The sequence below is a fragment of the Streptosporangiales bacterium genome (genome assembly GCA_009379955.1).
GTDB lineage: Bacteria > Actinomycetota > Actinomycetes > Streptosporangiales > WHST01 > WHST01.
Genome location: WHST01000002.1, coordinates 90592 through 111567, shown reverse-complemented (window position 1 = coordinate 111567; position 20976 = coordinate 90592). Strand labels below are relative to the sequence as shown.

The following is a 20976-nucleotide window of genomic DNA, read 5'->3' as shown; positions in this document are numbered from 1 at the left end:
CCACTCACTCGGACGTTACAGGGGGACGCTGCCGTCCGCCGAGCTCGCCCAGGAGGCGCAGGCCGACCGCACACGCCAGGGCGAGGCCGGAGCCGAGCTCGACGACCTCCTCCAGGGTCTGTTCCAGACGCTCGGCCCCCACCGACCAGCGCGACGGGTCGATCGAGTCGGCGCCGACGGCGACCGCCGCGAGGACGACGCCGACGACCAGCGCCGCGCGCGCCGCACGGTCGGGGGCGAACGCCCGCCAGACGAACGGCAGGGCGACGAGGCCGACCACCGCGACGCCCAGGATCAGGAAGTCGCCCGGCCCGACCCACGGCAGGAAGGGCACCCGGACGTCGCGGGGGGCGAGGTAGCCGTCGCGGACCCGCTCGTGGACGGCGAAGCGCTCGTCGAGCGCCAGCAGGCACAGGCCCGCGCCGAAGACCAGCCAGATCCGAACCCGCGGGGCGCCGGCACGCCCGAGCACCACGACGAGGAGCAGGCAGCCGGTGGACGCGAGGATCAGGACGACGCTCTGCAACCAGGTCATCGGCGTCTGCTCGGGCGCGATCCAGGTCCACCAGGTCGGCCACCGCGCGGCCGCGAGCGCGACCGGCGCCAGGACCCACAGCACGGCGCAGGCGGCGACGAGGACACGGCGCTCCCTCACGCGGTGGCCTCGACCCGTCCGCCTCCTGCGCCGACGACCCCCGCGAGCCGTGCCGTGCTGCTCTCGTCGCCGGTCACCACGTCGAGCGGCGCTCCGCGGAGCATGGCGGCGATGTGCTCGAACCAGTGGTCTCCCCCGCGCCGCAGCACCTCGTCGCGCCACCAGGCGCTGTGCCCGGTCTGCAGCACCCGGCCCTCGGTCAGCAGGTCGGCGTCGCGCACCGGGTCGAGGACGATCTCGTCGACGGCGTACCCGCGCAGCCGGCCGGCGCGTACCGCGGCGAGCACGGCAGGGGTGTCGACGAGCTGGGGACGTCCGACGTTGGCGAGGAAGGCGCGAGCGCGCATCAGGCGCAGCTCGGGCGCGCCGATGATCGGCAGCCCGCTCTGGTTGGCGCTCGCGCAGAGTGCGACGGCGTCGCCGGCCGCGAGCAGCTCGCTCAGGTCGACCATGGCCGTGCCCGCCGCCGCGCGCTCGTGCCTCACGACCGGGTCGACGTCGTGACCGACCACGGTCATCCCGATGGCGCGGCCGAGCTCCGCCACGCGCGCGCCGATGCGGCCCACCCCGACGACGCCGAGCGTGCGTCGCGCGAGCTCGACCCCGCGCAACGAGGTCGACGGCGGGACGCTGCCGCGGCTGCGGTCGTGGGCGAGGTGCAACCGGGTGGCGAGGGCGAGCAGCTGGGCGAGGCAGGTCTCCGCCACCGCTTCCGTGGCGTAGTCGGGCAGCACCGACAGCGCGATCCCACGCTCACGGAGCAGGGGGAGGTCGAGGTGGTCGTAACCCGTGGCGTACAGGACGATTCCGGTGAGTCGCGGTGCCGCGTCGAGCAGGGCCTCGTCGATGCGCGGCAGGCAGAGGTTGGTGGCGGCGAGCACGTCGACGTCGGCCAACAGCTCCGCCGCGACGGAGGGGTCGGGTGCGCGGTCGCACACGACCTCCCGGACGTCGGCCAGGGCCGTCAAGTGCGGCCAGGCGCGTGCCGGAAGGCTGGCACGGCCCTGTCGCGACAGGACGAGAAGGCGAGGCCGCATGAATGTCTCCCGGGGCTGGGTGGGTCACTTTACGAAACGATGACTCATGGCATACCCAAACGTGGGCGGACACCAGCAGCACCACGGATTTCTCATCTACCGCCCGGGTTTTCTCATCTTCGCCGACAATGTCTCAGCGCGGTTCAGTTTCCGTTAACCGGATGTTCGGCGTGAGTTTCGGAGAGCGGTTCAGAGCGCGGCGTCGAGCACGCGGTAGATCCTCGTCTCGGACACCGGGTGCGCGGTGCCGAGCACCTGCGCGAAGTGGCTGATCCGCAGCTCCTCGATCATCCAGCGGACGCGGGTGAGCGTCTCGTCGGCCGAGCCGTCCGACGGCGCCGAGCGTCGCGTCTCGTCGTACGCCTTGGTGACCAGCTCGACGGCGCGCTGCCGGTCGAGGTCGCGCGCGGGATCGGCGGGAAGCCGGTCGAGCCGTCGAGCGATCCCCCGCAGGTAGCGCACGACGTCGGGCAGGCGACGGAGGCCGGTGGTGGTGACGAAGCCTGGGTACACGAGTCCGGCGAGCTGCGTGCGCATGTCGTCGCGCGCCTGCGCCCATGCGTCGGGCACGTCGGAGAGGCGCGCCTCGACCTCGTGCGAGGCGGCGAGGATGTGCTCGACGTGCCCGACGATCGCGGTCACGGTGTCGGCGTACTCGGGACGCACGGCGTCGCGCAGCCGGGCGTACCCGGCCTCGTCCCAGACGGTGCCGCCGGCATCCGTCATCAGCGCGTCGACCGCGCACTCGGCGCAGTCGCGCAGCAGCGCGCCGATGCTGCCGTGCGGGTTGTGGCTGAGGGCGAGCTTCGCCGCGGTGGTGAGCCGGCCGTCGACGACCTTGACCGGCGCGGGGAGGTCGAGCAGCAGCAGTCGCCTGGTGCCCGCCCACATCGCGCGGCGCTGCTCCGCCTCCGTCTCGAGCAGTCGGACGGCGACGCTGTCGCCCTCGTCGACCAGCGCCGGGTACGCGCGCACGACGTAACCGTCGCGCTCCTCCTCGCGGGACCGGGGCAGGGTGCCCACGTCCCAGGTGCGCAGGGCAGGACGCTCGACGTCCTTGGCTGCGGCGGCGATCGTCTCGCGCATCTCGGTCCGCAGCCGGCGCCGCAGCTCGTCGAGGTCCTTGCCCTCGGCGAGAGTGCGCCCGCTCTCGTCGTGGACGAGGAACGTCACGCGCAGGTGGTCGGGCACCCGGTCGGGCTGCCACGCGTCGCGTGGCACCTGCTCGCCGGTGCGGCGGCGCAGCTCGTGCGCGAGGCCGTCGAGCAGCGAGCCGCGGCGCGGCTCCAGCTCGGCGAGCGCGGCGCGCGCGTGGTCGGGCGCGGGCGCGAAGTGGCGCCGGACCGCCTTCGGCAGGGCGCGGATCAGCGCGGTCGCGAGCTCCTCGCGCAGGCCGGGCACCTGCCAGCCGAGCTCGTCGGCGTCGACCTGGTTGAGCGCGGCGAGCGGGATGCGGACCGTGACACCGTCTGCGTGCGCGCCAGGGTCGAACTCGTACACCAGCGGGAGCGCCAGGTCGCCCTGCCACCAGGTGTCGGGGTAGTCCTCCTCGTTCACGGCGTCGGCGCCGTCGTTGACCAGCGCCGCCGGGTCGAAGTCGAGCAGGTCGGGCTGCTGCCGCTTCACCTTCTTCCACCAGCTGTCGAAGTGCCGCGCGGAGATGACGCCCGCGTCGACGCGCGCGTCGTAGAACGCGAACAGCGCGTCGTCGTCGACGACGATGCCGCGGCGGCGGGCACGGCGTTCGAGGTCCTCGGCCTCGTCGAGCAGCCGCCGGTTGGCGTGGAAGAACGCGTGGTGGGTCTCCCAGTCGCCCTCGACGAGCGCGTGCCGCAGGAACAGCTCCCGGCTCAGCTCGGGGTCGATCCTGCCGTACTGCACCTTGCGCTGGGAGACGATCGGGATGCCGTACAGCGTGACGCGCTCGTACGCCATCGCCGCGCCCTGCTTCTTCTCCCAGTGCGGTTCGCTGTAGCTGCGCTTCACCAGGTGCGCGGCGAGCGACTCGACCCAGGCGGGGTCGACGCGCGCGACGCCGCGCGCCCACAGCCGCGACGTCTCGACGAGCTCGGCGGCCATGACCCACTGCGGGTTCTTCTTGAACAGGCCGGAGCCGGGGAAGATCGCGAACCTGCTGCCGCGGGCACCGAGGTAGTCGCGCTTGTCCGGGTCGCGCAGGCCGATATGCGACAGCAGGCCCGCGAGCACCGACCGGTGGATGCGCTCGGCGTCGGCGGGTGCCTTGCGCGTGGTGATGCCGAGACCCTTGGCGATCTGCCGCAGCTGGCCCTCGACGTCCTGCCACTCCCGCACCCTGAGGTAGTTGAGGTACTCGTTCCTGCACAGCCGGCGGAACTGGTTCGACGACAGCTCGCGCTGCCTGTCGCGCAGGTACGTCCAGAGGTTGAGGTACGCGGCGAAGTCGGAGTCGTCGTCGGCGAACCTGCGGTGCGCCTCGTCGGCCTGCTGCTGCTTCTCGGCGGGACGTTCGCGCGGGTCCTGGATCGACAGTGCCGCGGCGATGACGGTGACCTCGCGCACGCAGCCGTTGCGGTCGGCCTCGATCACCATGCGCGCGAGCCGCGGGTCGACCGGGAGCCTCGCGAGCGTGCGGCCGAGGTCGGTGAGGCGCTTGCGCACGTTCTTCGCCTTGGGCAGCAGCGCGCCGAGCTCCTCGAGCAACTGCACGCCCGCGGCGACACTGCGCCTGTCGGGCGGGTCGAGAAACGGGAAGTCGGCGACCTCGCCGAGCCCCGCGGCGTACATCTGCAGGATCACCGACGCGAGGCTGGTGCGCAGGATCTCGGGGTCGGTGAACTCGGGCCGCGCGAGGAAGTCGTCCTCGGTGTAGAGCCGGATGCAGATGCCGTCGGCGACGCGGCCGCAGCGACCCTTGCGCTGGTTCGCGGACGCCTGCGAGATCGCCTCGATGGGCAGCCGCTGCACCTTGGTGCGGTGGCTGTACCTGGAGATGCGGGCGGTGCCGGGATCGACGACGTACTCGATGCCGGGGACGGTGAGCGACGTCTCGGCGACGTTGGTCGCCAGCACGATCCTGCGGTTGCCGTGCCGCTGGAACACCTTGTGCTGCTCGGCCGACGACAACCGCGCGTACAGCGGCAGCACCTCGACCGGGATCACCTGGCGTTCGAGGTGCTTCTCCAGCGCGTCGGCGGTGTCGCGGATCTCGCGCTCGCCGCTGAGGAACACGAGGATGTCGCCGCCGTCGGTCTCGGTGTAGAGCTCGTCGACGGCGTCGAGGATCGCCTGCGTCTGGTCACGGTCGGCGTTCTCCGCGTCCTCGACGACCGGTCGGTAGCGCACCTCGACCGGGTACGTGCGGCCGGAGACCTCGACCACGGGCGCGTCATCGAAGTGCTTCGAGAACCGCTGCGGGTCGATGGTGGCCGAGGTGATGATCACCTTGAGGTCGGGGCGCCGGGGCAGCAGTCGCTTGACGTAGCCGAGGATGAAGTCGATGTTGAGGCTGCGTTCGTGCGCCTCGTCGATGATGAGCGTGTCGTATTGCCGCAGCAGGCGGTCGTGCTGGATCTCGGTCAGCAGGATGCCGTCGGTCATCAGCTTCACGAGCGTCTCGTCGCCGACCCTGTCGGTGAAGCGCACCTTCCACCCGACCACCTGGCCGACCTCGGTGCCGAGCTCCTCCGCGACGCGTTCGGCGACCGTCCGGGCCGCGAGCCTGCGTGGCTGGGTGTGGCCGATGGTGCCGAGCACGCCGCGGCCGAGCTCCAGGCAGATCTTCGGCAGCTGCGTGGTCTTGCCGGATCCCGTCTCCCCGGCCACGATCACGACCTGGTGGTCGCGGATCGCCGCCAGCAGGTCGTCCCTGCGCTGACTGACCGGCAGCTGCTCGGGGTACGAGATCGCCGGGACCGCCGCGCGTCGCCGCGCGATCCGCTCCTCGTCGTTCACCCCACCGGACACGCTCTGCAGGATACGAGGTACGCGCCCGCCCCTGCCGGGAGTTCTTCTCGGTAGGGGCGGGCGAAGACGACGACATGCCACTCGTCATGGGACCAGTACAGTCCACATCGGGGCTGAAGGGGACACGATGGCCGAGGCCGGGCAGGACGAGTGGTCGGTGTGGCTGGCGTCTCGCCGTCACGGCGGCAACGCGGAATCGCTGCGACGCACCATGGAATTCCTCGGTCCGATTCGCGACCAGGTCGTCTCCAACGCGGCCCCGGCGCCAGGTGACACGGTGCTCGACGTGGGCTGCGGGGACGGGCTCATCGCCTTCGCCGCGGCCGAGCGAGTCGGCACTGCGGGGTCGGTGATCTTCGCGGACATCTCCGCGGACCTGCTGAGCCTCTGCGAAGAGAGGGCTGATCGGCTCGGGATCGCGGCGCGGTGCGAGTTCGTGCAGACGCGGGCAAGCGACTTGAGGACGATCGGCGATGCCACCGTCGACGCTGTCACGTTGCGGTCGGTACTCATCTACGAATCCGACAAGGCGTCGGCGTTCGCAGAGTTCTTCCGCGTGCTGCGACCTGGCGGTCGGCTGTCGCTGTTCGAGCCGATCAACCGATTCATCAATGACGAGGGGACTGGCTGCTTCGCCGGCTATGACGTCGAGCCAGTGGTCGACCTCGCCGCCAAGGTCAAGGCGGTGTACGACGCCATCCAGCCACCCGAGTCGGATCCCATGCTGGACTTCGACGAACGAGACCTGGTGCGCTTGGCGGAGCGGGCTGGATTCGAGCCCGTGCACCTGCGGTATCAGGTCGACATCTACCGGGCCGAGCCGACCCGTTGGGAGACCGCCGCGCACATCGCGGGGAATCCCCGGATCCCCACGATGGCCGAGGCCGTGCAGCAGGCTCTGTCCCCGGCGCAGGTGGAACGCCTGACCGACTGGCTGCGACCCCAGGCCGAGCAGGGGACAAGGCGGCGGCGCCGAGCCGTCACCTACCTCTGGGGTGTGCGCCCGTCGCCATGACGATGCCAGGAATACCAGCGCACCGTTGATCACGTTCATTCGAAAATAGGGCGGCGACCAGGCACGCCGTGAGCGGCACCCTCGCCGTGCCCAGGCACGGTGAGGGTGCCCCTCACGGGTCCCGGCACGACCCCAGCGGGCGTGCCGTGGTGGTGACATCGCGAGTCGGGGGTTCGCACATGCTGCAGGCGACGGGAACCCCCGAATCACGATGTCCAGCAGCGCTTTCACCTCAACGGGACGTGACCAGTCGCCGCCGCTGGGGACCCCAGCCGGGGTAGACACCTTTCACCCGTGGGGGATGGCCCGCCAGGGTCCTCCCGTGGTTCACATGATCAACGTGGACTTCACCCAGTGCCGGAACGAGGTGAAGTCCAACTCCGTGAGGTGAAGCTCTGAGAAGTGCGGTCAGACCGCCAGCAGGTCGGGGATCTCCTGAACCGCGTACCAGGCGAGCTCATGGGCTTCCGCGCCGTCGACGGTGAACGCGGCGTCGTCGTCGCCTGCGGCGGCGGCCGGCAGCGCCTCGGCGGCCGCGGCGACGTCCTCCAGCGCCAGGTCGTCGTCGACGTGCGCCGACACCACGGCGTCGTACGGGACGGCGGCGGCGAGCCGTACCGCGGCGGGGTCGCTCGTGAGGTCACCCGCGGGATCGGTCGCGTGGTCGGGCACGTCCGCCGCGAGCACGACCCGGCGCCGCGGCGCGGCCGGGTCGTCGGCGAGCATCCGCAACGACTGCCGCGCGGCGGCCGTCAGCGCGGCGTACTCGAGCTCCTCGAGATCGCCCTCGGCGTACGACTCGCGCAGTGCAGGGGTGACGGCGTACGCGACGACCGGCGCGGGCTCGACGCGTTCCGCCCGCGCCGCTGCAGCCAAGCGGGGCAGCGTTGAGGGAAGGTAGATCCGCATCTGTCAGCTCCTACCGTCGACGTCGACGTACTGCGCGGCTTCGAGGCGTTCCGTCATCGTGCGCAACGAGGTCTCGAGCACGTCGGTGCGACGCAGGGGGTTCATCAGGTTCGGGCCGATCACCTCGAGGTCGGCGGGACCCGGCGTGAACACCTCGACCGCGATACCCGCCGCGCGCAACCGCTCCACCTCCGCGGTGAGGCCGCGGGTGACGTAGCGGCGCACGCCGCGCTCGAACGCCGTGCCGACCGACTTGGGCTGGTCGAGCTCGTACGACGCCATCGGCGCGAACACGTAGACGCGGTCGAGGTCGAGCTTCGCGAGCAGCTCGGCCGACGTCGACGAACGCACGCCGCCGTCGACGTACCGGCGCCCGCCGATGGTGACCGGGTGGTACCAGCCGGGCACCGCACACGAGGCCATCACCGCGTCGCGCAGCCGCGCCTCGGGAGCGCCGTCGCGCCCGAACACGGTGCGCCTGCCCTCCTCGTAGTCGACCGCGACGACCCAGCAGCTCGGGTGCGGCGACCATTCCCCCTCGTTCACCGAGTCGACGAGGCGTCCGACGGGCTGGAGGTCGCCGCGCCCCTCGGGGACGACGGAGTAGAGCGCGACCTGCGGGTGCACCTGCCGGGGATGCCGCCAGCTCTTGAACAGCAGCTCCCGCGACCCGATGCCCGGCTTCGGCCAGGGCGGCAGCTTGCCGCCGCTGTCGGTGTCGGGGTCGAAGTCGATCTGCGGCGCGCCCTCGGTGATGATCCCGAACTGGTGGTGGAGCAGCCCGTTCGTGTCGACGCCCGCACCCAGCGCCGCGACCAGGATCGACCCCGCGGACGTACCGAGCAGCCGGTCGGCCGTGCGCGGGTCGAAGCCGGTGACCTCCTCGAACGCCCGCAGCGCGCCGATCAGCCATGCGGCGCCGAGCACGCCGCCGGCACCCAGCACGAGACCTGTCCTGCCGTCCCCCGGCGAGGTCATCGCGTTCACTCCCCCCTGTCGGATAGCACCATGATCACTTGACCGTCTCGACCAGCTCCGTCAGGGAGTCGACGAGGCAGTCGGCGAGCAGGTCGACGTCCGGCAACAGGTCGCGGTCGGCGTTGAGGCCGAAGTAGACGTTGCCGTCGTACGACGTGAGCCCGATGCTGACGGCCTGGCCCTTCGCGAGCGGCACGACGGGGTAGGCCTCGAGCATGCGGCTCTCCCCCGCGTACAGCGGGACCTGCGGGCCGGGCACGTTGGTCACGACGAGGTTGAACAGCCGGCGCGAGAGCCCGCTCGCCGTGCGGGCCGCGACCGAGTGCAGCGTCGTCGGCGAGAAGCCCGACAGCGCGATGAGCGTGTTGGCGCCGACCGCCTGGCCCGACTCCTTGTGCGCGCGCATCGCGTAGGTCACCTGGTGCAGCCGCATCAGCGGGTTGTTCTCGCCGACGGGCAGGTCGACGAGGTAGGTCGTGATGGCGTTCTTGGTCTGGCCGGTCTGCTCGTCCTCGCGCACGCTCACCGGGACCAGCGCGCGGACGGTCGTCTGCGGCGCGACGGGCTCGCCGCGCATCAGCAGCCACTCCCGCAGCGCACCGGCCACGACTGCGAGGACGACGTCGTTGACCGTGCTCTCCCTGCGCATCTCCCGCGAGTCGCGGATGCGCCGGTAGTCCTCCAGATCGGTCGACGCGGTCGCGTAGCGGCGGTGGCTGCCGATGACACCGTTCAGCGGCGACGGGGGCGCCGGGCGTACGGCCGTCGTCGCCACCGCGAACACGCCGCTCGCGGCGTCCCAGGCGCGTTCGGCGACCGACCGCATGTCACCGACCGCGCTGCGGACGGTGTCGGCCACCATGGACGGACGCCTGACCGCACCGGCAGCGGCGTCGCCGACGAGATCGAGCCAGGTCGGCTCCGGGCCCGCGTGCCACGACTCGGGCTCCGGCTCCCCCACCGGGTCGGCCGCCTCCGCGTCGAGGATCACCTGCCCGATCTCGACCGTCGTGACGCCGTCGACGAGCGCCTGGTGGGTCTTGCTGAGGATCGCGAACCGGTTCTCCTCCATGCCCTCGACGAGGTACATCTCCCACAGCGGGCGGTTGCGGTCGAGCGGCCTGCTCATCACCCGCCCGACCAGCTCGCGCAGCTGCGCGTCGGTGCCGGGACGCGGCAGCACCGACTGCCGTACGTGGTAGTTGACGTCGAAGTGCGGGTCGTCGACCCACACCGGGTTGGCGAGCCGTCCGGGCACCGGCCGCACCCGCTGGCGGTAGCGCGGCACCCGCGCGATCCGCCGCTCGATCAGGCCGGTGAGGTGTTCGAGGTCGAACGCGTCGTCGCCGTCGAAGAGCGCGAGGGTGCCGACGTGCATCGGCGTGGTCTGCTCCTCCATGTAGAGGAACGACACGTCGAGTGGACTCAACCGTTCGGGCACGACCACCTCCGCAGGGCGCGCGTCAGCAGTGCAGCGTACGTCCTCATGCTCGCACGGGCGGGTCTGCTAGGACGCGCCGTCGGTCTGGGTGACCTTGTGCAGGCCGCGGGGAGCGTCCGGGTCGATGCCCATGCGCAGGGCGACCGACTCCACGAGCAGCTGCCCGGGCACCACGAGGCCGATGGGGGCGAGGTACTCGGGCAGGTCGGGCCCCGGCACATGGGCGTCGCAGGCCGCGACGAGCCCGGCGTCGCCGCCGATGACGTACGCCGGCGAGGCGAGCGCGCGGGCCCGGTGCGCGAGCGCCGTCATGCCGGCCAGCACCGGCCCCTCGCCCGGCGCGACGAGCAGCACCGGGGTGTCGCCGTCGAGCACGGCGATGGGTCCGTGCAGCAGGTCGGCGTACGAGAGTCCCTCGGCGGAGACGTAGCAGGCCTCCTTGAACTTCAGCGCAAGCTCCAAAGCCGTCGAGTAGGCGTACCCGCGTCCGGAGACGACGAGCCCGTCGATCTCGGTGAGCCGACCGGCCAGCTCGGCGACGCCGTCGTGCGGGTCGATGACGGCCGCCACCGCGTCGGGCACCCGGTGCAGCGCCTCGCGGAACGCGGGGTCGTCGCCGCGGAGGGCGAGCCCGAGCACGGCGAGGGCGGCGAGCTGTGTCGTGTAGGTCTTCGTCGCGGGCACGGCCCGCTCGACCCCCGCCCTGGTGAGCAGGGCGACCTCCGCCGACGCCGCGAGCGGCGAGTGCTCCTCGTTGGTCACGGCCACCGTGCGGGCACCGCAGTCGGCCGCCCACGCGAGCGTCTCGACGATCTCCTCGGTGCGTCCCGACTGCGACAGCGCCACCGCGAGCACGCCGTCGAGGTCGATGCGCCTGCCGTACGTCGTGGCGACCGACGGCGAGCTCAACGTCGCGAGGCGCCCCGCGCCCACCTCGACCAGGTACCTGCCGTACACCGCCGCGTTGTCGGAGGAGCCGCGGGCGATGAACAGCACCTGCCGCGTCTCGGCACCGAGCCTCGCCAGCGCAGGCACCTCGGGCAGCACCGCCTCGAGCGTGCGGCGCAACGCCTCGGGCTGTTCTGCGATCTCCTCACGCATCACCGTCATGGCGGTGAGCGTACGGGCGGCGACGAGCGTCGGTCGCGTCCGGGCGCTGGCCCCGTGAGTGGCACCCTCACCGTGTCATGGCACGGTGAGGGTGCCCCTCACGGGTTCGGTCCGGGCGAGAGTGGCGGCGAACGTGCGCAACGCCGCCCGCGCGGGCGACCGGGGGGCGACGTCGATCAGCGACCGGCCGCGGGCCAGCGCCTTGTCGTAGCCGGCGCGGTCGTCCGGGACCATCGCGGCGGGTCGGACACCGGCGTAGCGCTCGAGCGCGGACGCCACCTGCGCCTCGGGACGCGGACCGACCGGCCCGGGACGGACCCGCGTGCACACCACGTGGACCCGGGTGTCGGGCACCAGCTCGCGCAGCTCGGCGTACCCGCGGACGAACCGCTGGACGCCGAGCGCGTCGGCGGCGCAGCAGGCGACGACGTCGTCCGCGGCGGTGAGCGCGGAGATCGTGGCGGCGTTGCGCCGCGGCGCGGTGGTGTCGTAGCTGAGCTCCTCGTCCTCCTCGAGCGAGAAGCCGCAGTCGACGACCGTGTACGGCACGACCGTGCGCGCGAGCTCCCAGACCCGGTCGAGCGCGGCCGCGCCGAGCTCGGGCCACCGGTCGGCGCGGGTGAGTCCGGTCAGCACGCCCAGGTGCGGGTGGACGCGCCTGGCCGCGGCCCGCAGGCCCGCGGCGTCGAGGGCTCCGACGTTGGCCTGCCTCGCGACGGCGGCGAGGCCCGGCGCCTCGTCGAGCAGGCCGAGCAGCTGGGCCACCGCGCCGCCGTAGGTGTCGGCGTCGATGAGCAGGGTGCCGACGCCGAGCTCGGCGAGCTCGCCCGCGACGCCCGCCGCGACCGAGGTGCGGCTGGGCGCGCCGGTGGGTCCCCAGACCGCGACCAGGCGGCCGTCGACCGGCTCGCCGGCGTCGAGCGGGGCGGCGGTGTCGCCCGCCGGACGCTCCCCGCGCGCGGGCCACGGGTCGGTGACCGCGGGCCGACCGGCCAGTGCCTCGCGCACCGCCGCGTGCAGCCTGGCGGAGTCGGCGTCGAGCGTCGCGACGACGGTCAGGCCCAGCTGGCGCAGCCTGCGCTCGGCCGCCTCGTCGTCGGGAGGCACGACGCCGACGACGGCGACGCCGGCGCCCGCGAGGCGCGCCAGCACGTCGCGGTCGAGCCGGCGCAGACCCGCGGACACCAGGGCCGCGCGAGCGAGTCCCGCCTGCGCGGTGGCGACGAGGTCGGCGACGTCGACGCACCGCCTGACCACCTGCAGCGACCGGTCTCCCTTGTCGAGCGTCGCGACGAGGACGGCCTCGGCGCGGGTGTCGGCGATCGCGGTGACCACCGGGATGCTCACGGGCTCCCGCTCCCCTGCGGCGTCGCCGTGGCCGTGCTGCCGAGTGGGATGCGGACGAGGTCGGCCTCGCCGTGGCGTACGGCGTCGACGAGCCCGGGCACCAGGTCGGGTGGCACGGACAGCACCACGCTGACGTCGCCGGCGGCCGACCCGAGCCGCCCGCCGGAGTCGCCCACACTGGCGACGACGGCCGCGGCCGCGACGAGCGCGGCCGGCTCGGTGTCACCGCCCCGGCTCGTCGGCGTGACGTAGACGTCGACCCGCTGCCCCGCCGCGAGCCCGGCCGGCAGGTGGCCGCGGCTCACCGGCACCGTCACCAACCGCCGCTCCTGGGCCCTGCTCGGGGTGACGAGCGCGCCGCGCGGCACCAGCTCACCGTCGCCCACGGGACGGACGACGACGTAGCCCACCGGGGGCCGGGCGCCGGAGACGTACTTCGACGTGCTCTCGAGCAGGCGGGCGCGGCGCTGGACGAGGTCGCCGGCGGCGAGGACCGCACCGGAGTCGAGGTCGCGCGCTGCCGCCCACACCGCCGTCGTGCGGTCGGCGGTGCGGAACACCTGCACCCCGACCGCGACGGACACCAGCACGAGCAGCAGCCCGACGATCAACCGGGCGTCCTTCCAGCGCGGACCACGCACCCGCGCGGCCGGCGGCATGCCCTCGGTCGTCATCTCGCTGCCCCGCTCATCCGTTCCCCCTCCACGACAGTTCGTGGCAGTGCCGGACATGCTGCACCACGGCCACCGCCGGAGCCAAGTGGCTGTGCACAACCGGCCGGCGGACGGGCGGGTTGTCCCCAGATCCGCCGAGGCTCCGCTCCGGGGGTGCGTCGTCGTGGGAGACTGCGGCCATGCCACCGCGGTTCCTCCGGCTGTCCGACGTCGCCGACGAGCTCAACATCTCGGCGTCGCAGGCGTACGCACTGGTGCGCAACGGGGAGCTGCCGGCCATCAAGGTCGGCGGCCGCGGGCAGTGGCGGGTCGAGGCGCAGGCGCTGGAGGACTACATCCAGCAGAAGTACAGCGAGACCCAGCGGTTCATCCGCGCCCACCCGTTCACCGGTGACGAGGAACCTGCGGACTGACGACGACCGCGGCCAGCGCGGCGAACGGCACCAGGCACACGCCGCGCACCGCCGCCGTGCGTCGTGGCAGGTCGGGCTCGTGCTCGGCCAGCTCGAGGTAGTCGGCGCCCACCCGGTCGACCGTGCCGGCGTGCGTGCGGCCGTCACGCACCCACACCTGCACGCCTGCCCGGTCGCGCGCGACGCCGCGCAGCACGGCGCCGATGCGGAAGCGCTCGGCCACCCGGCCCTCGCTGCCCGGCACGGCCGAGCGCGGCGGCAGGCCGCTCACGGTGCGCACCGCGTCGAGCGCCACCAGCGCGTCGCCTCGCGGGTCGCCGCGCAGCAGCACCCAGTCGGGACCGGTGTCGACGACCCGGCCCGCCCACGACCCGACGCCCGCGAGCTCGACCGTCAGTGACGCCTCGCCGGCCACCCGCAGGCGGTCGACGAGGCGCAGCTTCGCCACCTCGGCCCTGGTGCGCTCCGCCACCTCGACGTCGCGCTCGGCCGCCTCGGCGGCGGCGAGCTCGGTCTCCAGGTCGGCGAAGAGCCGCTCCCATCGCATGGACGAATTCTGCACCACCCACTTGACCGTGGCTCAGTGGAGGCGTATGAAAGCAAACATAGCTAAACATATGATTCAGGGGTCAACATGACTGTTCGGCGTGCAAACGTCCGGTTCCATGGTGCGATCTGGCGCCTCGCGGCACTGCTCGGCGGCGTCGGTGCGCTCACCGGCGCGCTCGCCTGGGCGTCCGCCGAGCCGTTCGCCCTGATCGCCCGCGGCGGCCACCTCGACTACGAGTCCGCGCTCGCGGCCGCCACCGCGACCGCTGCCTGGCTCGTCGTGACGTGGTTCGCGGGCTGCCTCCTGCTCTGCCTGCTCGGCCGGCTGCCGGGCGCCCTCGGGCGGTGCGCCGCCGCACTCGCCCGCCGCGTGACCCCCGCCCTGGTCCGCCGGCTGCTCGAGGCCACGCTCGGCGCGACCCTCGCGGTCACCGCGACGACGGGCCACTCCGCGCAGGCCGCCTCGGGTCCCGCGCTCGGCGCCGGGACCGCCGCCACCGGTCCCGGTGTGGCGGCGAAGGAACGCCTGCCGTCACCCGACCGCCCCGTCACCACGCCGAAGAAGCGCCGCCCGCACGAGCGCGCGCAGACCGTCGTCGTCCGGCGGGGCGACTCCCTCTGGTCCCTCGCGGCCGCGCAGCTGCCCGGCCGACCGTCCTCCGCGGAGGTGGCCCGCGCATGGCCGCGGTGGTACGCGGCCAACCGCGGCGTCGTCGGCGCCGACCCGGACCTGATCCATCCCGGCCAGCGCCTGCGCGCACCCGCGTCCTGACGACCTTCCCGAGGAGCCCGAGATGACCACGTGTACGCCGACCCGGTTGCACCGCCTCCCGACACCGCACAGCGAGCCGCCGTACGACGACGAGGCTGCGCACGTGCCCGCACTCCCGACCGCCGCCGCGTGGCTGCAGGGCTCGCTCGCCCTCGCGTCCCCGGCGATCGCGCCGCCCGTCGTCACCCGGCCGCAGCCGGAGCCCGCACCGCGTCGCCGACCCGTGCCCCTCCGCCTGGTCTCCGATCCGCAGGCCGACCTGACGCACGAGGTGCCGGTCGACGACCCGGACGACGACGAGTCGGACGGTCCGCTGCCCGAGCTCCACCGGCCGTGGATCGGCCGGCTGGCGCAGGCGCTCCTCGAGGCGCTCACTGGTCTGCGGCCGCACGGACAGCTGCTGCCGTGGACGTCCGACGGCGTCTACGAGGCCGTCACCGAGCGGGCACTCACCCTCGCCCGCACCCGGCCCACCGTCGACCTGACGCCACGCCCGCCGGTGCACGTGAGGTCGGTGCGCGTCTCCCGCCCGACGCCGACGGTCGCCGAGGCCTGCGCACTCGTCCGGCGCGGTGACCGTGTCCGCGCGGTCGCGCTGCGACTCGAGCCGTGGCGCGGCCGCTGGCGCTGCACCGCGTTCGAGCTCGCCTGACCGACCCGGGGCTACTCGCGGTTTCGCGGGTCGCCGTGGCAGCGCTTGAACTTGCGGCCCGAGCCGCACGGGCACGGCGCGTTGCGTGAGGTGCCGGCGAACTCGTCGTCGTCCGTCGCCGTGGCCGCCTTGGTGCGGCCGGCCTCGCTGTCACCGTCGCCGTCGAGGCTGGGCGCCGAGTACGAGAGCCGCTGCGGCTTCTTCGAACCGGTGAAACCCTTGGCCTGGACGGCCGGACGAGCCGGCTTCTCGTCCGCCGCCTCGTCATCGCCCACACCGCCGCCGGTCACGGCCTCGGCATCGGAGTCGGCCTCGGCGTCCGCCTTCGCCGCCGCCCTGGCCGCCTTCAACGCCACGCGCTGCTCGAGGTCGACGTTGAACAGGACGCCGATGGACTCCTCCTTGATGGCGTCCATCATCGACGTGAAGAGCTCGAAGCCCTCCCGCTGGTACTCGATCAGCGGGTCGCGCTGGGCCATCGCGCGCAGCCCGATGCCCTCCTTGAGGTAGTCCATCTCGTACAGGTGCTCGCGCCACTTGTGGTCGAGCACCTCCATCATGACGTCGCGCTCGAGTTCGCGCATGCCGTCGGAGCCGAGCTCCTCCTCGCGCTGCGCGTAGACCTCGTGCGCGTCCTCCTTGATGCGTTCCTCGATCAGCTCGGCCGCGAGCCCCTCGCGTCCGCCGGACTCCTCCTCGAGCTCGTCGAGGGTGACGCTGACCGGGTACAGGGTCTTGAAGGCGGTCCAGAGCTGGTCGAGGTCCCAGTCCTCGGAGAACCCCTCCGCGGTCGCGCCGCGTACGTACGCCTCGACGACGTCGTCGATCATGTCGTGGACCTGGTCGGAGAGGTCGGCGCCCTCGAGCACCTGCCGGCGCTCGGAGTAGATGACCTCGCGCTGGCGGTTCATGACCTCGTCGTACTTCAGGACGTTCTTGCGTGTCTCGAAGTTCTGCTGCTCGACCTGGGTCTGCGCCGAGCGGATGGAACGGGTCACCATCTTGGACTCGATCGGCACGTCGTCGGGGATGTTCAGCCGGGTCATCACCGAGTCGACGACGTTGGCGTTGAAACGCCGCATCAGCTCGTCCTCGAGCGACAGGTAGAACCGCGACTCGCCCGGGTCGCCCTGGCGGCCGGACCGGCCGCGCAGCTGGTTGTCGATGCGGCGGGACTCGTGCCGCTCGGTGCCGAGGACGTACATGCCGCCGAGCTCGACGACCTCCTCGTGCTCCTCCGCGACCTTCTCCTTCCACGCCGACAGGACGTCGGTGTACTCCGCCTCGTACTCCTCGGGGGTCTCGAGCGGGGTCAGGCCCTTCTTGTGCAGCTCGAGGTCGGCCTCGAACTCGGGGTTGCCGCCGAGGACGATGTCGGTACCGCGACCGGCCATGTTGGTCGCGACGGTGACGGCACTCTTGCGTCCCGCCTTGGCGACGATCGTCGCCTCCTTGGCGTGGTACTTCGCGTTGAGGACCTCGTGCGTGACGCCGCGGCGCTTCAGCAACCGGGACAGGTACTCGGACTTCTCCACGCTGGTGGTGCCGATGAGGACGGGCTGGCCCTCGTCGTGCCGGTCGGCGACGTCGTCGGCGACCGCGTCGAACTTCGCCTCCTCGGTCTTGTAGACGACGTCGGCCTCGTCCGCGCGGATCATCGGCTTGTTGGTCGGGATCGGGACGACGCCGAGCTTGTAGGTCTTCCAGAACTCGTTGGCCTCGGTCATGGCCGTGCCGGTCATGCCGGAGAGCCGCTTGTACATGCGGAAGTAGTTCTGCAGCGTGATCGTGGCGAGGGTCTGGTTCTCCTGCTGGATCGCCACGCCCTCCTTCGCCTCGATCGCCTGGTGCAGGCCCTCGTTGTAGCGGCGCCCGTAGAGGATGCGACCGGTGAACTCGTCGACGATGAGGACCTCGCCGTCGGTGACGACGTAGTCCTTGTCCTTCTTGTAGAGCTCCTTGGCGCGGATCGCGTTGTTGAGGAAGCTGACGAGCATCGAGTTGCCGGCCTCGTAGAGGTTCTCGATGCCGAGGTGGTCCTCGACCTTGTCGACGCCGGTCTCGAGGATGCCGACGGTCTGCTTCTTCTCGTCGATCTCGTAGTCGGCCTCGCGCTTGAGGCGGGGGGCGATCTTCGCGAACTCCGCGTACCACTTGGTGGCCTGGTCGGCGGCGCCGCTGATGATCAACGGGGTGCGCGCCTCGTCGATGAGGATGGAGTCGACCTCGTCGACCACGGCGAAGAAGTGCCCGCGCTGCACGCACTCGTCGAGGGAGCCGGCCATGTTGTCACGCAGGTAGTCGAAGCCGAACTCGCTGTTGGTGCCGTAGGTGATGTCGGCGGCGTACGCCTTGCGCCGGGCGGCGTGGTTGAGCTCGGGGTGCACGACGCTCACCTCGAGGCCGAGGAACTGGTGGACGCGGCCCATCCACTCGGCGTCGCGCTTGGCCAGGTAGTCGTTGACCGTGACGATGTGGACGCCCTCGCCGGCGATCGCGTTGAGGTAGGCCGGCAGGGTGGAGACGAGAGTCTTGCCCTCACCGGTGCGCATCTCGGCGACGTTGCCCTTGTGCAGCGCCGCGCCGCCCATCAGCTGGACGTCGTAGTGCCGCTGCCCCAGCGTGCGCCTGGCGGCCTCCCGGACCGTCGCGAACGCCTCGTAGATGAGGTCGTCGAGGGACTCGCCGTTCTCGAAGCGCTTGCGGAAGTCGTCGGTCTGCTCGCGGAGCTCCTCGTCGGACATCTCGGTGAAATCGTCCTCGATGGAGTTCACCCGCGACGCGATCCGACGCAGCTCTCGCTGTTGCTTCCCCTCGCCTACGCGAAGGATCTTGTCGATGAGTACCGGCACTGGAATTGACTCCTCGGATGGCATGCGCGTGGCCGGGGCAGTTGCCGACGGCACTACCCTCGTCCGACCCATGGTAGAGCGCCTCGCCGGGAGTGGTCATGCCGCCGGACGGAATCGGACCCGACACGGCATACTGGCCCGGACAGGATCGGCGTGAGCGCAGGAGCTGACGAGCGAGCCGCAGGTAGGGGTCGCGACGCCTGCCGGACGGGGCAGGGTGTCGTCGCGGCGCCTGCCGGAGGCGAGCGAGGAGGCGAGCGCGTCCAAGCGTGAGAGCGAGTGAGGCGAAGATGGCGGACGGCGAGCGCAACCGGGGCCGTGCGGTGTCGTGGATAGCCGTCGTGATCATCCTCGCCGGCTTCACCCTCGGTGGAGTCGCTCTCATCCTGGGTAACTGGCTGCTCTTCTGGATCTCGGTGGGCGTGGTCGTGGTCGGCGGCATCTTCGCCGTCGCGGTCGACATCTTCGCCGACGTCGAGCTCGACCCGCTGCACGAGGCCGACGCCGAGGACCACGTCAGCCCGATCCACGGCACGGTCACCGAGCGTTCCCGCGACCGGCTCGAACCAGCCGTGCCGGGCGACGCCCCCGACGTGAGCGGCGAGCCCGTCGACGCCGCCGCGGAGACCTCCGCCAGGCGCGACAGCACCGCCGCCTCCAACTGACCCCCGGCCACTGTCGGCGCGGGTCCGTACGCTCCTGACTCATGAGCAAGGCTCCCCGCCCGCAGGCCATCCTCAGCCGCACCGACGCGCGCCGGCTGGCGCTGCGTGCCCAGGGCCTCTACGGGCCCCGCGACGTGCGTGACACCGGCGCGGTCCTGCGCCGTCTCGGCGCGGTGCAGCTCGACACGATCTCGGTGCTGGCGCGCTCGCACGAGCTGGTGCCGTACGCGCGCCTCGGCGCCGTCGGCCGCCCCCGGGTCGAGCGGGCGTACTGGGCGCAGCCGCCCCGCACGTTCGAGTACTGGTCGCACGCCGCCTGCATCCTGCCGCTCGAGGAGTGGCCGCACTACGCGTTCCGGCGGCGGGAGCGCCGCGCGAAGGGCCGCCGGTGGCACCAGGTGCACGAGCGCACCGTGCGCGAGGTGCACGCCCAGCTGCGGGCCGAGGGACCGCTGTCGGCCACCGACCTCGGCGGCGCCAAGAAGGGCGGGCCGTGGTGGGACTGGTCCGACGTCAAGATCGCGGTCGAGTGGCTGCTCGACATCGGCGACGCCGTCTGCGTCGAGAGGCGCGGGTGGCGCCGCATCTACGAGCTGAGCGAGCGGGCGGTGCCGGCCGAGCTCCGGTACGACGAGGACGACGAGACCTGCCTCACCCGGCTCGTCGCCGGCGCCGGACGCGCGATGGGGGTCGCGGCGAAGGCCGACCTCGCCGACTACGTTCGGGTCAGGATCGACCAGGTCGAGGCCGTGCTGCCCGCCACCGGCCTGGTCCCCGTCGCCGTCGAGGGGTGGAGTGTCGACGCATGGGCCGACCCCGACGCGCTAGCCGACACCCCGACCGGACGCTGCCGCACCACCCTGCTGTCGCCGTTCGACTCCCTCGTCTGGGACCGCCGCCGCACCGAACGGCTCTTCGACTTCACCCACCGGCTCGAGGCGTACGTCCCCAGGCCCAAGCGGATCCACGGCTACTTCGCCATGCCGCTGCTCACCGGCGGCGAGCTCGCCGGGCGGGTCGACCCCGCACGCGAGAACTCCACCGTCGTCGCGCGGCAGGTGTCGCTCGCCCGCAGGTCGACGGTCGGGCCGATGGCCACGGCGTTACGCGAGGCGGCACGCTGGGTGGGCTGCGACGATGTCCGGGTCGAGCAGGTCACGCCCGCGCACCTCGCGGAACCGCTGCGGCTCGCCGTCAAGCGCGCCTAGGAGGTAGGTGTGAGACTCACCGTGCTCGGCGGCTGCGGCGCCTGGCCGACGGCCGACCAGCCGTGCAGCGGCTACCTCGTCGAGCACGAGGACTTCACGCTGCTCGTCGACCCCGGGTACGCGACGATGCCCGCGCTGCTGCGCACCCACCAGCCCGACGACGTCGACGCGGTGCTCGTCACCCACCGCCACCCCGACCACTGCGCCGACCTCAACCCGCTGCTGCGGTCACTGGCCCTACGTGACGTCCCGCCGCCCGCACTCCCGGTGTACGCGCCGCCCGGCGCGCTCGACGCGGTGCTCGCACTCGACCGACCCGGCATGCTGGCCGGCGCGTACACGCTGCACGACTTCCCCGCGGGCGACGTCCGCCGCGTCGGGCCGTACGACGTCGAGGCGTTCGACCTGCCGCACAGCGTGCCCGACAACGGCTACCGGATCGGCGTCGCGGGCTCCGTGCTCGCGTACACCGGCGACACCGGCCCGAGCCCCGCGGTCGTCGACCTCGCCCGCGACGCCGACGTCTTTCTCTGCGAGGCCACGCACACCGACGCCGTCCCCGCCGAGGAGGCGGGACGGCTCGGCAGCGCACGCGACGCCGGCGGCTACGCCGCGCGGGCCGGTGTCGGCCACCTGGTCCTCACCCACCTGTGGCCCGGCACCGACCCGGCCGACGCGCGCCGCGCGGCGGCCACCGCCTACGACGGCCCGATCACCGTCGCGAGACCGGGCCTCGTCCTCGACGTCGCCTGAG

At 72.5% G+C, this 20976-nt stretch carries 18 protein-coding genes; 7 read left to right on the top strand and 11 right to left on the bottom strand.

What is annotated here, in order from left to right; all coding sequences use genetic code 11:
• Positions 1 to 4 precede the first annotated feature (4 nt).
• The 3 genes from GEV10_01320 to hrpA all read right to left on the bottom strand — a co-directional run bounded on the left by GEV10_01320 (position 5) and on the right by hrpA (position 5718).
• Positions 5 to 655: a hypothetical protein gene (locus GEV10_01320; GenBank protein MQA77119.1), complete on the bottom strand. Its 651-nt coding sequence runs from the start codon at positions 653 to 655 to the stop codon at positions 5 to 7.
• Entirely contained in the window at positions 652 to 1692 is a 1041-nt protein-coding gene (locus tag GEV10_01315) for a hypothetical protein (GenBank protein MQA77118.1), read from the bottom strand. Before GEV10_01315 ends, GEV10_01320 begins: the two co-directional genes overlap by 4 nt.
• Positions 1693 to 1881: 189 nt before the next feature.
• Positions 1882 to 5718, bottom strand: coding sequence for an ATP-dependent RNA helicase HrpA (gene hrpA, locus GEV10_01310; protein MQA77117.1), 3837 nt, complete (start codon positions 5716 to 5718; stop codon positions 1882 to 1884).
• Between the two features lie 46 nt (positions 5719 to 5764).
• Here hrpA and GEV10_01305 point away from each other — a divergent pair, with 46 nt between their 5' ends.
• Positions 5765 to 6652: a methyltransferase domain-containing protein gene (locus GEV10_01305; protein MQA77116.1), complete on the top strand. Its 888-nt coding sequence runs from the start codon at positions 5765 to 5767 to the stop codon at positions 6650 to 6652.
• Between the two features lie 408 nt (positions 6653 to 7060).
• Here GEV10_01305 and GEV10_01300 read toward each other — a convergent pair whose 3' ends face one another.
• The 6 genes from GEV10_01300 to GEV10_01275 form a co-directional block, all read right to left on the bottom strand.
• On the bottom strand, positions 7061 to 7561 hold the full coding sequence (locus GEV10_01300; protein ID MQA77115.1) for a hypothetical protein: 501 nt from the start codon (positions 7559 to 7561) through the stop codon (positions 7061 to 7063).
• Positions 7562 to 7564: 3 nt separating this feature from the next.
• Positions 7565 to 8539: a patatin-like phospholipase family protein gene (locus tag GEV10_01295; protein ID MQA77114.1), complete on the bottom strand. Its 975-nt coding sequence runs from the start codon at positions 8537 to 8539 to the stop codon at positions 7565 to 7567.
• A 34-nt stretch (positions 8540 to 8573) separates the two neighbouring features.
• A complete protein-coding gene (locus GEV10_01290) occupies positions 8574 to 9980 on the bottom strand; it encodes a wax ester/triacylglycerol synthase family O-acyltransferase (GenBank protein ID MQA77113.1) in 1407 nt (468 codons plus the stop codon).
• Positions 9981 to 10046: 66 nt separating this feature from the next.
• Positions 10047 to 11081 (bottom strand): SIS domain-containing protein, encoded by a 1035-nt coding sequence (locus GEV10_01285; protein MQA77112.1) that lies wholly within the window; start codon positions 11079 to 11081, stop codon positions 10047 to 10049.
• Between the two features lie 84 nt (positions 11082 to 11165).
• The gene (locus GEV10_01280) at positions 11166 to 12437 is read right to left on the bottom strand and encodes a chromosome partitioning protein (GenBank protein MQA77111.1); all 1272 of its coding nucleotides are present in this window, start codon (positions 12435 to 12437) and stop codon (positions 11166 to 11168) included.
• Positions 12434 to 12823 (bottom strand): hypothetical protein, encoded by a 390-nt coding sequence (locus GEV10_01275; protein ID MQA77110.1) that lies wholly within the window; start codon positions 12821 to 12823, stop codon positions 12434 to 12436. The genes GEV10_01280 and GEV10_01275 overlap by 4 nt, the downstream gene beginning before the upstream one ends.
• 467 nt (positions 12824 to 13290) lie before the next feature.
• Here GEV10_01275 and GEV10_01270 point away from each other — a divergent pair, with 467 nt between their 5' ends.
• A complete protein-coding gene (locus GEV10_01270; GenBank protein MQA77109.1) occupies positions 13291 to 13524 on the top strand; it encodes a helix-turn-helix domain-containing protein in 234 nt (77 codons plus the stop codon).
• Here GEV10_01270 and GEV10_01265 read toward each other — a convergent pair.
• Complete coding sequence (locus GEV10_01265) at positions 13496 to 14071, bottom strand: hypothetical protein (GenBank protein ID MQA77108.1); 576 nt, start codon at positions 14069 to 14071, stop codon at positions 13496 to 13498. The two genes, GEV10_01270 and GEV10_01265, sit on opposite strands and share 29 nt — an antisense overlap.
• Before the next feature lie 87 nt (positions 14072 to 14158).
• On the opposite strand from GEV10_01265, the gene GEV10_01260 reads away from it, so the two are divergent.
• Both GEV10_01260 and GEV10_01255 read left to right on the top strand, forming a co-directional pair.
• On the top strand, positions 14159 to 14845 hold the full coding sequence (locus tag GEV10_01260) for a hypothetical protein (GenBank protein MQA77107.1): 687 nt from the start codon (positions 14159 to 14161) through the stop codon (positions 14843 to 14845).
• A gap of 22 nt (positions 14846 to 14867) precedes the next feature.
• Entirely contained in the window at positions 14868 to 15497 is a 630-nt protein-coding gene (locus GEV10_01255) for a hypothetical protein (GenBank protein MQA77106.1), read from the top strand.
• A gap of 11 nt (positions 15498 to 15508) precedes the next feature.
• Here the strand turns inward: GEV10_01255 and secA are convergent, their stop codons facing one another.
• Positions 15509 to 18349 (bottom strand): preprotein translocase subunit SecA, encoded by a 2841-nt coding sequence (gene secA / locus GEV10_01250; GenBank protein ID MQA77105.1) that lies wholly within the window; start codon positions 18347 to 18349, stop codon positions 15509 to 15511.
• A gap of 269 nt (positions 18350 to 18618) precedes the next feature.
• On the opposite strand from secA, the gene GEV10_01245 reads away from it, so the two are divergent.
• From GEV10_01245 to GEV10_01235, 3 genes are read left to right on the top strand one after another with little or no spacing between them, the layout of a single operon-like run.
• Positions 18619 to 19014 (top strand): hypothetical protein, encoded by a 396-nt coding sequence (locus GEV10_01245; GenBank protein ID MQA77104.1) that lies wholly within the window; start codon positions 18619 to 18621, stop codon positions 19012 to 19014.
• Positions 19015 to 19055: 41 nt separating this feature from the next.
• On the top strand, positions 19056 to 20222 hold the full coding sequence (locus GEV10_01240) for a winged helix-turn-helix domain-containing protein (GenBank protein MQA77103.1): 1167 nt from the start codon (positions 19056 to 19058) through the stop codon (positions 20220 to 20222).
• Between the two features lie 9 nt (positions 20223 to 20231).
• On the top strand, positions 20232 to 20975 hold the full coding sequence (locus GEV10_01235) for an MBL fold metallo-hydrolase (GenBank protein ID MQA77102.1): 744 nt from the start codon (positions 20232 to 20234) through the stop codon (positions 20973 to 20975).
• Position 20976 lies beyond the last annotated feature (1 nt).